Below are 17,448 nucleotides of genomic sequence, written 5' to 3'. Positions count from 1 at the left end.
GCGGCCCTGCCAGTGAGGCTTAGTAGCGGTAGTGGGCGAAGGCCTTGTTGGCTTCGGCCATCTTGTGGGTCTCTTCGCGCTTGCGGACGGCGCTGCCAGCTTCGTTGGCGGCATCCATCAGTTCGCCGGCCAGCTTCTGAGCCATGCTGCGGCCGTTGCGGGCGCGGGAGAAGTTCACCAGCCAGCGCAGGGCCATGGCGGTGCCGCGCTCTTGACGCACTTCCATGGGCACCTGGTAGGTGGCGCCACCGACGCGACGAGCGCGCACTTCCACGAGGGGAGTGGCGTTCTTCACTGCGGTCTCGAACAGCTCGAGGGCGTCACTGCCGGTCCGCTCGTTGATCAGCGTGAAGGCGTCGGAAAGAATCCGCTGGGCGGTGGACTTCTTGCCGTGCTTCATCAGCCGAGCAACCATCATGGTTGCCAGGCGGCTGTTGAACTGAGGATCGGGGAGAACCGGGCGCTTCTCAGCGGCGTTGCGGCGTGACATAGAGCTAAGGGGAGGAAGTCAGAAACGAGCGACGAAAGGAGATCAATCCTTGGGGGTTTTGGCGCCGTACTTGGAGCGGGACTGACGACGGTCCTTCACGCCAGCGGTATCCAGGGTGCCGCGAATGATGTGGTAGCGGACACCGGGCAGGTCTTTCACACGACCGCCGCGGATCATCACCACGGAGTGTTCCTGGAGGTTGTGGCCAATACCGGGGATATAGGCGGTCACCTCGAAGCCGGAGGTCAGGCGCACACGAGCCACCTTCCGCAGAGCCGAGTTCGGCTTCTTGGGGGTTGAGGTGTACACGCGGGTGCAGACACCACGGCGCTCAGGGCAGGAGCGCAGTGCGGGCGACTTGGTCTTGCGGGTAAGGCGCGTCCGCTCACTGCGGATCAGCTGCTGAATCGTGGGCATCGAGGGCCGGGAGTTTTCGAGGGGCCGGAAGCGAGGTCGGAGAGCCGACCGTTTCGACAATCCGCCACATTACTTTGTCGAGGTGCTGCCACCCGGAGAGGGTTCGTCAGCGGGGCCAAAGGCCGCACCACAAGCGCAGACACGGTGGTCACGGCCGGTGCGGATCAGGAATCCGCCCCCGCTGAGATCACCGCGATAGTCGAGCTCGAGGGTGTTGAGTCGCTCCCCCTGGTCGCCGGGGGCGAACAGCGTGATCCCGTCGGCACGGGCCACGGGAACGCCTGCCAGACGGCCGGGACGGATGCGAATCACCCAGCGCTCGCAGGTGCCATCCACCAGGTCAAGGTGCATCATCCCCGGGGTGCCGGCGACGGCCGCTTGGCGGCCGAGCTCTGCGGCAGCCGCTGCGGTGAGTTGCATGCCTTGGCCCTTGGGCATGGCAAATGAATGGCTGGGTCGGTCCAGTGTGTCAGGGCGGGCTTGAGGCCAGCCGTGCGGGTGGGCGGTTCGGCATCGGCATCGGGACGCGGGGAATCAGACCAATGCCGTTGTGGACTGATCCGGCAATCCCGCGACCTTTCACGGTCTGCACGTCCGCAAGGACCAGGCCCGTTGAGCTGCCTCCGTCGAGGTTCAAGGCCTCCTTGAGACCCTGTTGCTTCAGCAATAAGGCGGTCTCCATCAAGGTCGGCCCGGCGTTGTTGACCCCTTGCAGGGTGATCAGCCAGAGCTGCCGTCCATCGCTCGCGATCACGGTGCGCGGCGCCCCCTGGCGGATGAATCCCGGGCTGAAGCCTTCCGCCTGGCCATTGAGGGCCACCAGTCCCGAGCGCAGCAGCAGCGGCCCGCCGCCCACCACATAGGGCTTGTCGCCGACCACGGACGTTGAGCGGCTGCTGATCACCAGACGTTCCCCTGGCTGCCAGTCGGCCTTGATGCCGCCCCGGGTGACCAGGAGCATGTCCCCGGCGCGCAGCGGCACACCGGGCTGGGGAATGGCCTCGATGCGCTGTTGGACGACGCCATCGCGGACCACGAAGCCCTGCTCTTTTCCGGTCAAGGGTTGGTAGCGCGGTCCCCAGGCTTCGGTGTAACGCGCCACGCCCTTCTGGACATAGCCGCTGTTGAGGCTCGAGAGCGCCCAGCGTTGTTGGCGTTGATCGACCACGATTTCCTGAAGCCGTAGGCGATCGAATTGCGGTAGCTCGCCATCGCCCCAGCCCACGGCCCCCCGGTTGAGGATTGGCCCCGAGAGCCACTGTCCGTTGTCCTTGAGCGCCCCTAAGGGAAGCCGGTTGACGCGGTTGAAGAACCCTCCATTAATCGCGATCAGGGCGGATTTGTTGCGGGCCAGCTGACTGAGGCTGCTCAGGCCCTTCATCCCGCTGGCGCGGTTCAGGGGGCGGAGATCGACGGGGACCCGGCGGGGATCGAGTTGGACGCTGTTGATCAGGACCTGGCGGTTGCCGATGCGCCCCACCCTGCGATTGAGCACCAATCCCTGGCGTTGCAGCGCCGCCAGCGCGGCGTTTGGGCTGTTGCTGCTCGGCCGATTGAGGCTTTTGAGGGCGGTGTCGCTGGGCAGATCGAGCACCAGGCGCCAGGGGCGTCCCAGGGTGAGGCGTTCCCCTTCTGCTTTCAGTCGCAACCAGCCCTGGTCTTGGCGGGGATTCAGACCCAGCCGCGACAGTTGCTGCCGCTGCTCACGGCTGGTCTCAGTGCTGATGGCCAGTTCGCCATCGTCGCTGCGCACCAGGGCTGGGGCGCCGAGGTCCAGCACCACCCGTTTGCCGCTGATGCCGTTGTCCCGGGCGCGGACCGCCTGAAGCGGTCCGGCGGGTAGCTCCAGGCTCAGTTCGTTTTTCCCAAAGGGCGCGAAGCGGACACCAATCCGGCGCATCAGGTCTGAGACCGGAACGGCGACCTCATCCCCGAGGGACTGTTGCCGCCTCGAGGACAGGTTGATTTCGCTGCCAAACCACTCCAGCTGCAGGCCCCCTCTCTCGCCTCTGGAGCGCTGGACCCCGAGTTGCTGCTCGAGGAATTCGAGGGTGAGCCAGAGCTCGCCCCGCTCGATGCGCCAACGGGCCGGTTGGCTCAGCCCGTTGGATCGAATCAGGGATCCTTCCGCCTGGCGAATCGGCCGTTCCTCGGCGGGAAGCGGCGGCGGCGGGAGCAGGGGGATCCCTGGATGGAGGGCTGCCAGAACGGGCGCGAAAGCCATGAAGCAGCCCGCTGAGTCCAGAAACGCTAGCGAGCTTGCGCCCGTCCGCCAGCACTTCCTTGAGTTGCAGGTGGTCCAGCTTTTAGATTAAGAAGTTGGCAGCGGGACCGAGGTTTAGGGCGATTCGTCGCCTTCCGTTCGGTTCGGTGGGACTGAAGGCCTTCAGACCAGGCCGTCGACCCGGCTGCTTCGTTACTACCGATAGACCTGTTGTCGCTGGGCTATGCCGCTGTCTTCTCGTCCTGTTTGGCCCCATTGCGACAGCCCCGCTCCGCTCGAGGTGGCTGGCGAGAAGGACGCCTGTGGCGTCGGCTTTCTGGCGAACCTCAAGGGTGCAACCAGCCATTGGGTGTTGAAGCAGGCCCTGCGCGGCCTGGACTGCATGGAGCACCGCGGTGGCTGCGGCGGCGATGGTGACTCCGGCGATGGTGCCGGCGTGCTGTGCGGCATCCCTTGGTCGTATCTCGAGGCGGTCTGGCCAGAGGCCGCCGCTGCATCCACGGCCACCCGTGGCTTGGGCATGGTGTTTTTGCCCGCCGAGGCCGGCAAGCGCGATCAGGCCAAAGCCTTTTGCGATGAGGAAGCCCAGGCCCTGGGGCTACGCAGCCTGGGTTGGCGCGCCGTTCCCGTCGATTCCAGCGTTTTAGGCCCTCTGGCCCGCGGAACCGCTCCGGTGATTGAGCAGTGGTTGCTCAGCGCCGACTGCGATGGCGATGCCCTCGAGGCGCTGCTGTTCCGTCTGCGCCGCCGTTGTGGTGACCGTGCTCGCAGTGTCTGGGGCCAGGCCCCAAGCGACCTCTACTTCGCCTCCCTGAGTGGGCGGACCGTTGTCTACAAGGGCATGGTCCGCTCGGAGGTCCTCTCCGCCTTCTATGGCGACCTCCGCGATGAGCGTTTCGCGGTGAGCTTCGCGGTCTACCACCGCCGCTTCAGCACGAACACCCTGCCCCGCTGGCCGCTGGCCCAGCCGATGCGGCTGCTCGGCCACAACGGCGAGATCAACACCCTGCTCGGGAACCTCAACTGGGCCCGTGCGGCCGAAGCGGATCTTGATGCGGTCTGGGGCGATGACGCCGCTGATCTCAAGCCGGTGGTGAATTCCGCCTTCAGCGACTCCGCCAACCTCGACGCCACCCTGGAGTTGCTGGTCCGCAGCGGCCGCCCGATCACCGAGAGCCTGCTCACCCTGGTGCCGGAGGCCTTCCGCGATCAGCCGGCCCTGGCCGATAAGCCCGAGGTCACCGCCTTCTACGAGTATTCGGCCTGCACCCAGGAACCCTGGGATGGACCAGCCCTGCTGGTTTTTGCCGATGGCCGCAGCGTTGGCGCCACCCTGGACCGCAACGGTCTGCGCCCTGCCCGCTACTGCATCACCAGCGACGGTTTCGTGGTGATGGGCTCCGAAACCGGCGTGGTGGAGCTCGAGGAGAGCCGGATCATCGAGAAGGGGCGCCTCGGCCCTGGCCAGATGTTGGCGGTCGACCTTGAGAAGGGCCGTCTGCTCCACAACTGGGATGTGAAGCAGGAGGTGGCATCCCGTCACCCCTACAGCCAGTGGCTCGCGGAGCATCGCCGCAGCTTGGGCGACTTGCCCTGGACCCAGGAGCGTCAGCTGGCGGATCTTGAGCTGCTGCAGCAGCAAACCGCCTTCGGCTTCACCGCCGAGGACTTCGATCTGGTGATCGAGGACATGGCGGGTGCAGCCAAGGAGCCCACGTACTGCATGGGTGATGACATCCCCTTGGCGGTGCTCTCCGATAAGCCCCACCTGCTCTACGACTACTTCAAGCAGCGCTTCGCCCAGGTCACGAACCCGCCGATTGATCCCCTGAGGGAGAAGTTGGTGATGAGCCTGGAGATGCATCTGGGCAAGCGGGGTTCTCCGCTCAAGCCGGATGCCTCAGCGGCAGCGGTCCTGCACCTCAAGAGCCCGATCCTCAATGAGGCCGAGCTGGCGGCTGCCACCCAACAGGGCATTGCCAGCCGCACCCTCTCGACCCTGATGCCGATCAGCGGTGGACCGGCGGGTCTGGAGGCGGCCCTGTCCCAGCTCTGCAGCGACGCGGAAGCCGCCGTGCGCAACGGCAGTGAGATCCTGGTTCTCTCCGACCGCGGCATCACGGCCACCACCTCCTACATCCCGCCGTTGCTGGCGGTTGGCGCGGTTCACCACCACCTCTTGAAGCAGGGGCTGCGGCTGCAGACCTCCCTGGTGGCCGAGACCGCCCAGTGCTGGAGCACCCACCATCTGGCCTGTCTGATTGGCTACGGCGCCAGCGCGGTCTGCCCCTGGCTGACCTGGGAGACCACCCGCCATTGGCTGGCCCATCCCAAGACCCAGAAACTGATCGAGCGCGGCAAGTTGCCGGCCCTCACTCCGGATCAGGTCCAAGCCAATGTGCGCAAGGCCCTGGAGGACGGTCTGCGCAAGATTCTCTCCAAGATAGGCATTTCCCTGCTCGCCAGCTATCACGGCGCCCAAATCTTTGAGGCGATCGGTGTTGGTGCGGATCTGATTGAGCGCGCCTTCAAGGGCACCACCAGTCGGGTGGCCGGCCTGAGCCTGGAGGAATTGGCGAGTGAGACTCTTACCTTCCATGCCAAGGCTTTCCCAGAGCTGAACCGCACCAAGCTCGAGTTCATGGGCTTCGTGCAGTACCGCACGGGTGGTGAGTACCACCTCAACAGCCCGGAGATGACCAAGGCGCTCCACGCCGCGATCAAGCAGGGCCCTGGTTACGACCATTTCTCCACCTACAAGACCCTGGTGGAGAACCGTCCGGTGACGGCCCTGCGGGACTTGCTCGAACTGCAGCCTGCCGCGACGCCCTTGCCCCTCGACCAGGTCGAGAGCATTGAGAGCATCTGTGAGCGCTTCTGCACCGGCGGCATGAGCCTGGGTGCCCTCTCCCGCGAAGCCCACGAGGTGCTCGCGGTGGCCATGAACCGCATCGGCGGCAAGAGCAACAGCGGTGAGGGCGGTGAGGATCCGGCCCGCTTCAACGTTCTGGGCGATGTGAATGCGGAGGGCCTCTCGGCCACCCTGCCCTCGATCAAGGGCCTCCGCAATGGCGACACGGCCTGCTCGGCGATTAAGCAGATCGCCTCGGGTCGCTTCGGGGTCACCCCGGAATACCTGCGCAGTGGCAAGCAGCTCGAGATCAAGGTCGCCCAGGGCGCCAAGCCCGGTGAAGGTGGCCAGCTCCCGGGTCCAAAGGTCGACCCCTACATCGCTTGGTTGCGCAACAGCAAGCCTGGGGTGGCGTTGATCTCACCTCCGCCCCACCACGACATCTATTCGATCGAGGACCTCGCGCAGCTCATCCATGACCTGCACCAGGTGCACCCCGCCGCCAAGGTGAGCGTGAAGCTGGTGGCCGAGATCGGCATCGGCACGATCGCGGCTGGTGTGGCCAAGGCCAACGCGGACGTCATCCAGATCTCTGGCCATGACGGCGGCACCGGCGCTTCGCCCCTGAGCTCGATCAAGCACGCCGGCGGCCCCTGGGAACTCGGCCTGACCGAGGTGCACCGGGCCCTGCTCGAGAACGGCCTTCGCGATCGCGTCCTGCTGCGGGCCGACGGCGGCCTCAAGACCGGTTGGGACGTCGTGATTGCGGCTCTGCTGGGTGCCGAGGAATACGGCTTCGGTTCGATCGCGATGATCGCCGAGGGCTGCATCATGGCCCGCGTTTGCCACACCAATAACTGCCCGGTCGGGGTGGCCACCCAGAAAGAAGCCCTGCGCAAGCGCTTCACCGGTCTGCCGGAGCAGGTGGTCAACTTCTTCCTGTTCGTCGCGGAGGAGGTGCGTCAGCTGATGAGTGTCCTCGGCGTAGCTCGCCTGGACGACCTGATCGGCCGCACGGATCTGCTCAAGCCCCGCGCTGTGCAGTTGGCCAAAACGAACGCCCTCGACCTCTCTTGCCTGCTGGATCCCATCCCTCAGGCGGCTGACCGCGCCTGGTTGCGCCACGCCGAGGTCGCCCACGGCAACGGCGTGATCCTGGAGGACCAGCTGCTGGCGGACGCCGAACTGATGGCGTCCATCGAGAACCACGGCCAGCTGGCCCGCACCCTGCCGATCATCAACACCGATCGCAGTGTCTGCGCCCGTCTCGGCGGTGAGATTGCGGCCCGCCATGGCAACACCGGCTTCAAGGGCCAGCTCGACCTCACCTATGAGGGCGCCGCTGGTCAAAGCTTCGGCGCCTTCACCGTTCAAGGCATGAATGTGCGCCTGGTGGGCGAAGCCAACGACTACGTCGGCAAGGGCATTAACGGTGGTCGCCTCACCGTCGTTCCCCCGGCGGGCGGCAATGACCCCGGTTCGCAGGTGATCCTCGGGAACACGTGCCTCTATGGCGCCACCGGCGGCGAGCTCTTCGCCCTCGGCCGCGCCGGCGAACGCTTCGCTGTTCGCAACAGTGGTGCCAAGACCGTCGTGGAAGGTGCCGGCGATCACTGCTGCGAGTACATGACGGGCGGTGTGGTCGTGGTGCTGGGCAGCACCGGCCGCAATGTGGGTGCCGGCATGACCGGAGGGGTCACCTTCGTTCTGGATGAGACCGGTGGTCTGCGCGATCGGGTCAATCCCGAGATCGTCGAGATCTGTGCCCTGAGCACCCCCGAGCAGGAGGCCCTACTCAAGCCCTTGCTGGAGGCTCATGTCGCCGCCACGGGCAGCACCAAGGGCGCGGCGATCCTTGCGGATTGGTCGAGCTGGAAGCCCCGCTTCAAGGTGCTGGTCCCCCCCAGCGAGAAGGCCAATGTCGGCTTGGCTAAGCGGGAGGCGGTGGCCGCCTAAGGCAGCTGCCGGTTCACCGCCCGTTCCGTTCGGTTGTTGCACCAGGGGGTCGGCTCACCCCACCCCCTGGTTCGGCTCGCCCGACCGCCCGAACGGGAGAGTCTCAATAGCGTTCGGGCACCCGCAACGGAGCCATGCCTCCTGAGTTCGCCCAACCCTTCCAGCAGCTCTTCGCTCGCCAGATGACCCTGGCATTGCTCGAACACTGCGTTCGCTTGGATGCTCCGGTGAGCCTGGTTAATCAGCGCTTGGATGCCCTCGGCGACGGCCCTGAAGCCCAAGCCATGGAAGCTGAATTTCTGCTCGAGCCCCAGCCCTAACGCGGGTGAAGCTGCATCAGGCGCTGCACCTCACCGGCGTGATAGCTGCTGCGGGTGAGGGGCGTGCTGACGACCTGCAGGAAGCCCAACTCCTGCTCGCCGTGGGTGCGGAACCTCTCGAACTGCTCGGGGGTGACAAAGCGATCCACCGGCAGGTGCTTTGGACCTGGAGAGAGGTACTGGCCGATGGTGACGATGTCGACCCGGTGCTCGCGCAGATCCATCAGGGTCTCCATGACCTCCTCGTCGGTTTCCCCCAGGCCGACCATCAGGCCCGATTTGCTGTAGGCCTTGGGCCACCGCTCCCGCACCTGCAAGAGCAGTTCCAGGGAGCGCTCATAGATCCCCTGGGGCCGCGCTTTCTTGTAGAGCCTCGGCACGGTCTCGATGTTGTGGTTCAGCACATCGGGGCCGGCGGCCATGACCGTGGCCAGGGCGTTCCAGTCCCCGCAGAAATCGGGGATGAGCAGCTCGATCGTTGTTTGAGGAGAGCGCTGACGCACCGCCTCGATGCAGGCCACAAATTGGCTGGCCCCGCCATCGCTGAGGTCATCGCGATTCACCGAGGTGATCACGACATGCTTGAGGCCCAGCCGCGCCGTGGCCTCCCCCAGCCTGTCCGGTTCGGTGGGATCGAGGCTGCGAACGCTCTTGTCGAAGTCGATGTCGCAGTAGGGGCAGGCCCGGGTGCAGCCGGGGCCCATGATCAAAAAGGTCGCCGTGCCGCCCGCGAAGCACTCGCCGATGTTGGGGCAGCTGGCTTCCTGGCAAACGGTGTTGAGCTTGAGATCCAGCAGCAGATCGGCGACTTCGCCGATGCGTTCCCGCTGGGGAGCTTTAACGCGCAGCCAGTCGGGTTTCAGCAAGGGATCGTGAGCGCGCCGAAGGCACCAGAGAGCCCGTCGACTCTAGGTAGCGACTGGGCGGCCATCTCCTACACTCCGGCCATCGGGATGTAGCGCAGCTTGGTAGCGCACTTCGTTCGGGACGAAGGGGCCGCAGGTTCGAATCCTGTCATCCCGATTCTTATTGCAGCTCAGCGCCTGGATACCCCCGCGGGGTGACCATCCGGCCAGATTCCGCGCGGCTGCTGCTGTTGCCCACCAGCACGAGGGTGAGCATGTCCACATCCTCGATGGGGAGGCTGCCCAGCACGTGCAGGCTGACCTGCTCCTCGGGGCGGCCCAGTTGGCGAGCCAGAACGACTGGGGTGTTCTCGGGTCTGCCGCTGAGAAGGAGCTGTTGAGCCCGCTCCAGCTGCCAATCTCGTCCCTTGGAGCGGGGGTTGTAGAGGGCCACGACAAAGTCCCCTGCGGCCGCGGCCTCGAGGCGCTTTTCGATGACCTCCCAGGGCGTCAGCCGGTCGCTCAGGCTGATGGTGCAGAAGTCGTGCATCAAGGGTGCCCCTGCCCGGGCCGCGGCGACCTGGAGGGCGGAGAGGCCGGGGTGCACGTCGAAGCTGGGGCGATCGCCTGGATCCAGTTCGAGCCACAGCTCCAGGGCCAGGCCTGCCATGCCGTAGATGCCGCTGTCACCGGAGGAGATCAGGGACACGGTCTGGCCTTCGCAGGCCAGTCGCAGCGCTTCCTTGCAGCGCTCGCGTTCCTGCGTGAGTTGACCATCACTGCGCAGTTGATCCGGCCGGCGCAGCGGTTCCAGCAAATCGAGATAGAGGCCATAACCAACCCAGATGCAGCTTTGGCTAAGGGCTGCTTTGGCGTCTGGAGTGAGGAGGTCCAGTCGTCCAGGACCACTGCCAATCAGATGGAGATGGCCGCGATGGGGTGCCCACTGGCTGGCGGCCAGGGCCAGAGCGGCGGTCGCGGCCCCTTGTTCCCCGGCTTCGGCGCGGGTGATCTGTTTCTCGGCCAGCAGCGTCGCCTCGGGGCCGGCCGCGAGCAGGGCTGAGGCTTCCGCCACGCTGGCCGTCCCCAGTTCCGCGGCAACCACCGCCGATGGATTGGGCACCGCGACCGGTGCCAGGCGTTCCGCGCTGAAGCAGCGCAGGGGCCAGCCGCGATGTTCAGCCAGCTCCAGCAGCGCTGGTTCATCGGCCTTGCGATCGGCACTGGCCAAGCCGGCGATCGCCTCCGGTGCGATCTGGTGTCGTGCGATCAGGCTGTCGCAGCAGCGCTCGAGCAGGCTCAAGCTGGTGTTGCGCTCGCAGCCCATGCCCAGCCAGACGCTGGGGGGGTGCCAGCGGCAGCCCTGATCCGCGCGAATGCCCACCGAGAGTCCTGGATCGGAGTCCTCTTGCCCTGGGGCGAGGCCCGGCAGCTCTCGCCAATGGGGATTGCCCTCCAGGTGTCGGCTGGTCAGCGCTTCGCCGCGGGCCGCTGCCTTCATCAGGCTGTCCCAGGGGCCTCCGTTGCGTCTCCAGCCCCAGGCCTGACCAAAGCTGTCCAGGGCGACCCGGCCTTCGCCGTGGGCGGCTCCCGTGATCACTGCCTCACCCTCGCAGCGGGCCGCCAGGCTTTGGGCGAGGGCCTCACCACCGGCTCCGTGGCCCCCCAGGAGGGGAATCGCAAAGCGCCCGTGGGGATCGAGGACAACGACGGCTGGGTCATTGGCTTTGTCCTTGAGCTGAGGGCTGATCAGTCGGGTGATGGCCCCGCAGGCCCCGACGGCCACAAAGGCACGACTCGCGCTCCAGTTGGCCTCCAGCAGGGTCTGCAGCTCTCCCCGGCCCCAATGACTTCCTTCGGCCGGGCTAGCCAGACGGTCGATGTCACCTGATTGCAAGAGGCGTCGCAGCAGCGGGAGGCCGCTGACGCTGAGGCTGAAACCCCAAATCAGGTTCTCGTTCATCAACCCAGCTTCGCCTTCAGGCCGGCGAAGGGGCCCTTGGGCTGGGCTTCGATCAAGGAGCCATCGCTGCTGACCAAGTCACGGGCCGATCCCCCCAGGCGACTGCTGGGAGCCAGGCGCTCGTCCGGGCTGGCACTGGCCGCCGGAGCTGGCACCGCCACGGGGGCTGGCTGTGGTGCGGGTTCTGGAGTGGGCGCGGGGACGGGCTCAGGCTCAGCAACCGGCACTGCGGCGGCGGGTTGAGGCTCTTCGCTCTTCTCCGGGCTGGGTGCTGGCTGGGCGGCCTCGGATGGGACCTCAAGGGCTGGAGCCATCGGTGCGGTTTGAGGTTCGGGTTCGCTCGCTTGTGGTTCCACTGGCTCCGGCGGGGCCGGCTCCGGGACGACCTCCTCGTCGAGCACTGCCGGCTCGTGTTCGGGCTCAGGGATTGGGGTGCCACTGAGGGCGGCCAGGCTCTCGGCGTTCAGATGGCTCTGCTGCCAGCTGGGCCTGGGGCTGGTGTCGATGACGACCTCGCGAACAACGCTGTTAAAGGGAAGATTTAAGGGGTCTCCCCGGCCATCCAGCAGCTCCAGCTGAACGGCATTGCTGCCTCGCTTGAGGCCCTTGAGCCAGAGGGGGGTCTGCCGATCCACGAGGAAGCTGTCCCCATTGACGCTGACCCGCAGACGCCAACGGGCGTCGTCATCCCGCAGGTGCTGGAGCGGTGCGTCGATCAGGAGCCAGTCGATCAGGACGGGTTCGCTGTGCTGGAGGTCCGAGGGACTGGCCGCAATCAGTTGCGGTGAACCGGAGCTTGGGAGTTCAGAGGGGTTGCGGGCGACCCGGTGCAAGCGCAATTGCTGGCTGGCACCGGGTGCTTTCACGACCTCTCCCCAAGGCCGGGCGGCGAAGACCGTCAGGCGATGGCTGCCAGGACTGAGCTCGGGCATGGCGATGGATTCCGCCTCGGCGCTGCTGCTGATGCGTCGGGGCGGCTGATCATCCAGCTGGAGGACGAGGTGGGGGCCGATCCCATTGCTCTCGTCGGCATAGAGGGGCCAGTCCTGAACCTTGAGCTTCAGCGTCCAGGGCCCGGCCGGGAGGGTGCTGTCATTTGCGGGTGCCAAGACGTCGATCTGTGGGGCCCGGTCGTTCAACCTTTCCTTGAGTTCCTGGACTGCTCCTGGCGGGGCAACTTCCTGCAGCTGTCCACTTGGTTTTGAGCTGGCTACTGGGGAGGCCTCGTTTCGGCTCCCTCGTGCACTGGCGCTGGATGTACAGCCACTGGTGACCATGAGTAAGACCCCAAGCACCAGGGCCGAGATGGCCTTCAGTGCCGATTGGCGCATGCGCTTGGCTCTCCCCACTCGTTTGGGCGAATGACTGAACACATTCTGCAGGTTTGCGGACTATTTGACTGGAAGGACTAGAGCAAATTCGATAAATAGAAGGGTTGAAATGCCCCGATTTGCTTAACAAGAAGGGTTCAATCTGAGAAAAGTTGATGATTCTTTGCTCCCGTGAGAACTCAGTCCCTGACTGGCTCAGTTCCGGGTTGAACCTTTGTAACTGCTCACCCAAGAGGCTTGGATTCCGCTTTTATACTTCCCCCAGCGGTCCCCTTATTGGGGCCCAACGCGCCAGACAGGAAAAGCGGTTTCGACCTCGGTCGGAGCGGGTTTTCTTGGCCCGGCGCCCATGGCGCGAGCCCTTGGTTTGCGTCCGTGGCTCCACTGGCGGCTCCTCGATTCGTCGATGTGCTTGACCAGAAGGGTGGACCTCCACCTCGACCCCGTCCCTCGAGGAACCTCTCGATGACCATCAGCCCACCAGAGCGTGGGAAAACGGCGAAGGCCCAGGTCGACCGGGTGAACAACCCGGCCACCTTCGAACTGTTCGGTAAGCCCGGCCATTTCGATCGCAGCCTTGCCAAAGGTCCCAAAACCACAACCTGGGTTTGGAACCTCCACGCCAACGCTCACGACTTCGATAGCCACACCAGCGATCTCGAAGAGGTCAGCCGGAAGATCTTTTCGGCCCACTTCGGTCACCTGGCTGTCATTTTTGTTTGGCTGAGCGGCGCCTTCTTCCACGGTGCTCGCTTCTCCAACTACTCCGGCTGGCTCGCTGACCCCACGCACGTCAAACCCAGTGCGCAGGTGGTCTGGCCTGTCTTCGGCCAAGAAATCCTTAACGGCGATGTGGGTGCCGGTTTCCACGGCATCCAGATCACTTCAGGCCTCTTCCATGTGTGGCGGGCCTGGGGCATCACCACTGAAACCCAGCTCATGGCCCTGGCCATCGGTGCTCTGGTGATGGCCGGTTTGATGCTCAATGCGGGCGTCTTCCACTACCACAAGGCAGCTCCCAAGCTCGAGTGGTTCCAGAACGTTGAGTCGATGCTCAACCACCATCTGGCCGGTCTGCTTGGTCTGGGTTCCCTGTCCTGGGCGGGTCACCTGATCCATGTGTCTCTGCCCACCACCGCGCTGATGGACGCCATCGATGCCGGCAGCCCCCTGTCGCTCAATGGCAAGACCATCGCCACCGTGGCGGACATCCCCCTGCCCCACGAGTTCTTCAACCAGGACCTGCTGGCTCAGCTGTTCCCCGGTTTCGGTGCTGGTATCAACGCCTTCTTCACCGGCAACTGGGCTGCTTACAGCGATTTCCTCACCTTTAAAGGTGGACTGAATCCTGTGACCGGCAGCATGTGGATGAGCGACATCGCTCACCACCACCTGGCGATCGCCGTGCTCTTCATCGTTGCCGGTCACATGTACCGGACCAACTGGGGCATCGGCCACAGCATCAAGGAGATCCTCGAGGGCCAGAAGGGCGACCCCCTGCTGTTCCCCGCGACCAAAGGTCACGACGGCCTCTATGAGTTCATGACCACCAGCTGGCACGCCCAGCTGGCCGTGAACCTGGCTCTGCTGGGCTCGCTGAGCATCATCGTTGCTCAGCACATGTATGCGATGCCCGCGTACCCCTACATCGGCATCGACTACCCCACGCAGCTGTCGATCTTCACCCACCACACCTGGATTGGTGGCTTCCTGATCGTTGGTGCTGGCGCCCACGCCGCCATCGCCATGATTCGCGACTATGACCCCGCCAAGCATGTGGACAACGTGCTCGACCGGGTGCTCAAGGCTCGCGATGCCCTGATCAGCCACCTGAACTGGGTGTGCATTTGGCTCGGCTTCCACAGCTTCGGCCTCTACATCCACAACGACACCATGCGTGCCCTGGGCCGTCCCCAGGACATGTTCAGCGACTCCGCCATTGCTCTGAAGCCCGTCTTCGCGCAGTGGATCCAGGGTCTGCACGCTGCTGCAGCCGGTAGCACCGCTCCCAACGCCCTCGCCGGCGTGAGCGAAGTGTTCAACGGTTCTGTGGTTGCCGTGGGCGGCAAGGTGGCCGCCGGTCCGATTCCCCTGGGAACGGCCGACTTCATGGTCCACCACATCCACGCCTTCACGATTCACGTGACGGTGCTGATCCTGCTGAAGGGTGTGCTTTATGCCCGCAGCAGCCGCCTGGTTCCCGACAAGGCGAACCTCGGTTTCCGCTTCCCCTGCGACGGCCCCGGCCGTGGCGGTACCTGCCAGGTGTCGGCTTGGGACCACGTGTTCCTGGGCCTGTTCTGGATGTACAACTCCCTGTCGATCGTCATCTTCCACTTCTCCTGGAAGATGCAGAGCGACGTGTGGGGCACCGTCAACGCTGACGGCTCTGTCTCCCACATCACTAATGGCAACTTTGCCAATAGCGCACTGACCATCAATGGCTGGCTGCGTGACTTCCTGTGGGCTCAGGCCGCACAGGTGATCAACAGCTATGGCTCTGCCACCAGTGCCTATGGCCTGATGTTCCTGGGTGCCCATTTCGTTTGGGCGTTCAGCTTGATGTTCCTGTTCAGTGGCCGCGGCTACTGGCAAGAGCTGATTGAGTCCATCGTCTGGGCTCACAACAAGCTGAAGGTTGCTCCCGCCATTCAGCCGCGGGCGCTCTCCATCACCCAGGGCCGTGCCGTTGGTGTTGCCCACTATCTGCTGGGCGGCATCGCGACCACCTGGTCGTTCTTCCTGGCCCGCATCATTGCGGTCGGCTGACCTCTCCTGACCTTTCCCAATGGCAACGAAATTTCCTTCGTTCAGCCAGGGTCTGGCACAGGACCCGACAACCCGTCGTATTTGGTACGGGATCGCCACGGCTCACGACTTCGAGAGCCATGACGGAATGACGGAGGAAAAGCTTTACCAAAAGCTTTTCTCCACCCATTTCGGTCACCTCGCGATCATCGGCCTCTGGGTTTCGGGCAACCTGTTCCACGTCGCCTGGCAGGGCAACTTCGAGCAGTGGGTCGCCGATCCTCTGCATGTCCGTCCCATCGCTCACGCGATCTGGGATCCCCACTTCGGCCAAGGCGCCATCACTGCCTTCACCCAGGCAGGTGCCTCCTCCCCGGTGAACATTGCGTACTCCGGCGTGTACCACTGGTGGTACACCATCGGCATGCGCACCAACGCCGAGCTGTACCAGGGTTCCATCTTCATGATGATCCTGTCGGCTTGGGCCCTGTTCGCTGGCTGGCTGCACCTCCAACCCAAGTTCCGGCCTTCCCTGGCCTGGTTCAAGAACGCTGAGTCCCGCCTGAACCACCACCTCGCGGTGCTGTTCGGCTTCAGCTCCATCGCTTGGGCCGGTCACCTGGTTCACGTGGCCATTCCCGAATCCCGTGGTCAACACGTGGGTTGGGACAACTTCCTGAACGTGCTGCCTCACCCGGCAGGCCTGGCTCCCTTCTTCACTGGTAACTGGGGCGTTTACGCCCAGAACCCCGACACCGCCTACCAGGTGTTTGGTACCTCAGAAGGCGCTGGCACCGCGATCCTCACCTTCCTGGGTGGTTTCCACCCCCAAAGTGAGGCCCTCTGGCTGACTGACATTGCCCATCACCACCTGGCGATTGGCTGTCTGTTCGTGATCGCCGGTCACATGTACCGGACCAACTTCGGTATCGGTCACTCGATCCGCGAGATCCTCGAAGCCCACAACCCGCCCAACGGCACCCCCGGTGACCTGGGCGCTGGCCACAAGGGTCTTTACGACACCATCAACAACTCGCTCCACTTCCAGCTCGGTCTGGCCCTGGCTTCCCTGGGCGTTGTGACCAGCCTGGTGGCGCAGCACATGTATTCGATGCCGTCCTACGCGTTCATCGCGAAGGACTACACGACTCAGGCTGCCCTCTACACCCACCACCAGTACATCGCCATCTTCCTGATGTGCGGTGCCTTCGCTCACGGTGCGATCTTCTTCATCCGTGACTACGACCCCGAGGCCAACAAGAACAACGTTCTTGCTCGGATGCTCGAGCACAAAGAAGCGATCATCAGCCACCTGAGCTGGGTCTCCCTGTTCCTCGGTTTCCACACCCTCGGCCTCTACGTCCACAACGACGTGGTTGTGGCCTTCGGTACCCCTGAGAAGCAGATCCTGGTTGAGCCCGTCTTCGCACAGTTCGTGCAGGCCGCCTCTGGTAAGGCCATGTACGGCTTCGACGTGCTCCTCTCCAACGCCGGTAGCGCCGCTAGCAGCGCCAGCGCCGCCTACATGGGTGGTTGGATGAACGCCATCAACGACGGTGGCAACGATCTGTTCCTGCAGATCGGCCCTGGCGACTTCCTGGTGCACCACGCCATCGCCCTGGGTCTGCACACCACCACCCTGATCCTGGTCAAGGGTGCTCTGGATGCCCGTGGTTCCAAGCTGATGCCCGACAAGAAGGACTTCGGCTACTCCTTCCCCTGCGACGGCCCCGGTCGTGGCGGTACCTGCGACATCAGTGCCTGGGACGCCTTCTATCTGGCTGTCTTCTGGGCCCTGAACACCGTGGGCTGGCTCACCTTCTACTGGCACTGGAAGCACCTCGCCATCTGGCAGGGCAACGTGGCTCAGTTCAACGAATCCAGCACCTATCTGATGGGCTGGTTCCGCGACTACCTGTGGCTCAACTCCTCTCAGCTGATCAACGGTTACAACCCGTTCGGCAGCAACAACCTCGCCGTCTGGGCTTGGATGTTCCTGTTCGGTCACCTGATCTGGGCCACCGGCTTCATGTTCCTGATCTCCTGGCGCGGTTACTGGCAGGAACTGATCGAGACCATCGTCTGGGCTCACCAGCGCACCCCGCTCGCCAACCTGGTGGGCTGGCGCGACAAGCCCGTCGCTCTCTCGATCGTTCAGGCCCGTGTGGTTGGTCTGGCTCACTTCACCGTGGGCTACTTCGTGACCTACGCCGCCTTCTTGATCGCCTCCACCTCTGGCAAGTTCGGCTGATCTCTCTTGATCAGCTCCTGACTTGCTCCCCTTGAGGGACGACCAAGCGCCC

At 64.5% G+C, this 17,448-nt stretch carries 11 protein-coding genes and 1 tRNA gene; 5 read left to right on the top strand and 7 right to left on the bottom strand.

Features of this window, described 5'->3' with window-relative positions; all coding sequences use genetic code 11:
• Window positions 1-19: 19 nt before the first annotated feature.
• The 4 genes from rpsG to H0O22_RS08655 form a co-directional block, all read right to left on the bottom strand.
• Window positions 20-490 carry a 30S ribosomal protein S7 gene (rpsG, locus tag H0O22_RS08670; protein WP_010314628.1) on the bottom strand — a complete coding sequence of 157 codons (471 nt, stop codon included), beginning with the start codon at window positions 488-490 and terminating at the stop codon, window positions 20-22.
• A 42-nt stretch (window positions 491-532) separates the two neighbouring features.
• Complete coding sequence (gene rpsL / locus H0O22_RS08665) at window positions 533-907, bottom strand: 30S ribosomal protein S12 (RefSeq protein WP_010314630.1); 375 nt, start codon at window positions 905-907, stop codon at window positions 533-535.
• A gap of 69 nt (window positions 908-976) precedes the next feature.
• Entirely contained in the window at window positions 977-1,345 is a 369-nt protein-coding gene (locus H0O22_RS08660) for an AIR synthase (RefSeq protein WP_185186282.1), read from the bottom strand.
• Window positions 1,346-1,376: 31 nt separating this feature from the next.
• Window positions 1,377-3,131, bottom strand: a complete 1,755-nt coding sequence (locus tag H0O22_RS08655) for a phosphodiester glycosidase family protein (RefSeq protein ID WP_185186281.1) — start codon at window positions 3,129-3,131, stop codon at window positions 1,377-1,379.
• Window positions 3,132-3,354: 223 nt separating this feature from the next.
• On the opposite strand from H0O22_RS08655, the gene gltB reads away from it, so the two are divergent.
• Together gltB and H0O22_RS08645 are read left to right on the top strand one after the other, a co-directional pair.
• Window positions 3,355-7,938 carry a glutamate synthase large subunit gene (gltB, locus tag H0O22_RS08650; protein ID WP_185186280.1) on the top strand — a complete coding sequence of 1,528 codons (4,584 nt, stop codon included), beginning with the start codon at window positions 3,355-3,357 and terminating at the stop codon, window positions 7,936-7,938.
• A gap of 134 nt (window positions 7,939-8,072) precedes the next feature.
• Window positions 8,073-8,258 carry a hypothetical protein gene (locus H0O22_RS08645; protein WP_185186279.1) on the top strand — a complete coding sequence of 62 codons (186 nt, stop codon included), beginning with the start codon at window positions 8,073-8,075 and terminating at the stop codon, window positions 8,256-8,258.
• Here the strand turns inward: H0O22_RS08645 and lipA are convergent.
• Window positions 8,255-9,124 (bottom strand): lipoyl synthase, encoded by an 870-nt coding sequence (lipA, locus tag H0O22_RS08640; RefSeq protein ID WP_185186278.1) that lies wholly within the window; start codon window positions 9,122-9,124, stop codon window positions 8,255-8,257. The genes H0O22_RS08645 and lipA overlap by 4 nt on opposite strands.
• Before the next feature lie 83 nt (window positions 9,125-9,207).
• Between lipA and H0O22_RS08635 the strand changes: the two genes are divergently transcribed.
• Window positions 9,208-9,281: transfer RNA gene (locus H0O22_RS08635), tRNA-Pro, on the top strand.
• A gap of 3 nt (window positions 9,282-9,284) precedes the next feature.
• On the opposite strand, the gene cobJ is transcribed toward H0O22_RS08635, so the two are convergent.
• Both cobJ and H0O22_RS08625 read right to left on the bottom strand, forming a co-directional pair.
• Window positions 9,285-11,066, bottom strand: a complete 1,782-nt coding sequence (cobJ, locus tag H0O22_RS08630) for a precorrin-3B C(17)-methyltransferase (protein WP_185186277.1) — start codon at window positions 11,064-11,066, stop codon at window positions 9,285-9,287.
• A complete protein-coding gene (locus tag H0O22_RS08625) occupies window positions 11,066-12,205 on the bottom strand; it encodes a hypothetical protein (RefSeq protein WP_185186276.1) in 1,140 nt (379 codons plus the stop codon). The genes cobJ and H0O22_RS08625 overlap by 1 nt, the downstream gene beginning before the upstream one ends.
• 657 nt (window positions 12,206-12,862) lie before the next feature.
• Between H0O22_RS08625 and psaA the strand changes: the two genes are divergently transcribed.
• On the top strand, window positions 12,863-15,166 hold the full coding sequence (gene psaA / locus H0O22_RS08620) for a photosystem I core protein PsaA (protein ID WP_185186275.1): 2,304 nt from the start codon (window positions 12,863-12,865) through the stop codon (window positions 15,164-15,166).
• Window positions 15,167-15,185: 19 nt separating this feature from the next.
• A complete protein-coding gene (gene psaB, locus H0O22_RS08615) occupies window positions 15,186-17,396 on the top strand; it encodes a photosystem I core protein PsaB (RefSeq protein WP_185186274.1) in 2,211 nt (736 codons plus the stop codon).
• The last annotated feature ends 52 nt before the right edge of the window (window positions 17,397-17,448 follow it).

This window comes from Synechococcus sp. LTW-R (assembly GCF_014217875.1).
Classification (GTDB): Bacteria; Cyanobacteriota; Cyanobacteriia; order PCC-6307; family Cyanobiaceae; genus Vulcanococcus.
The sequence above is the reverse complement of the archived record's forward strand: the minus strand, read 5'-3'. Positions and strand labels throughout refer to the sequence as shown.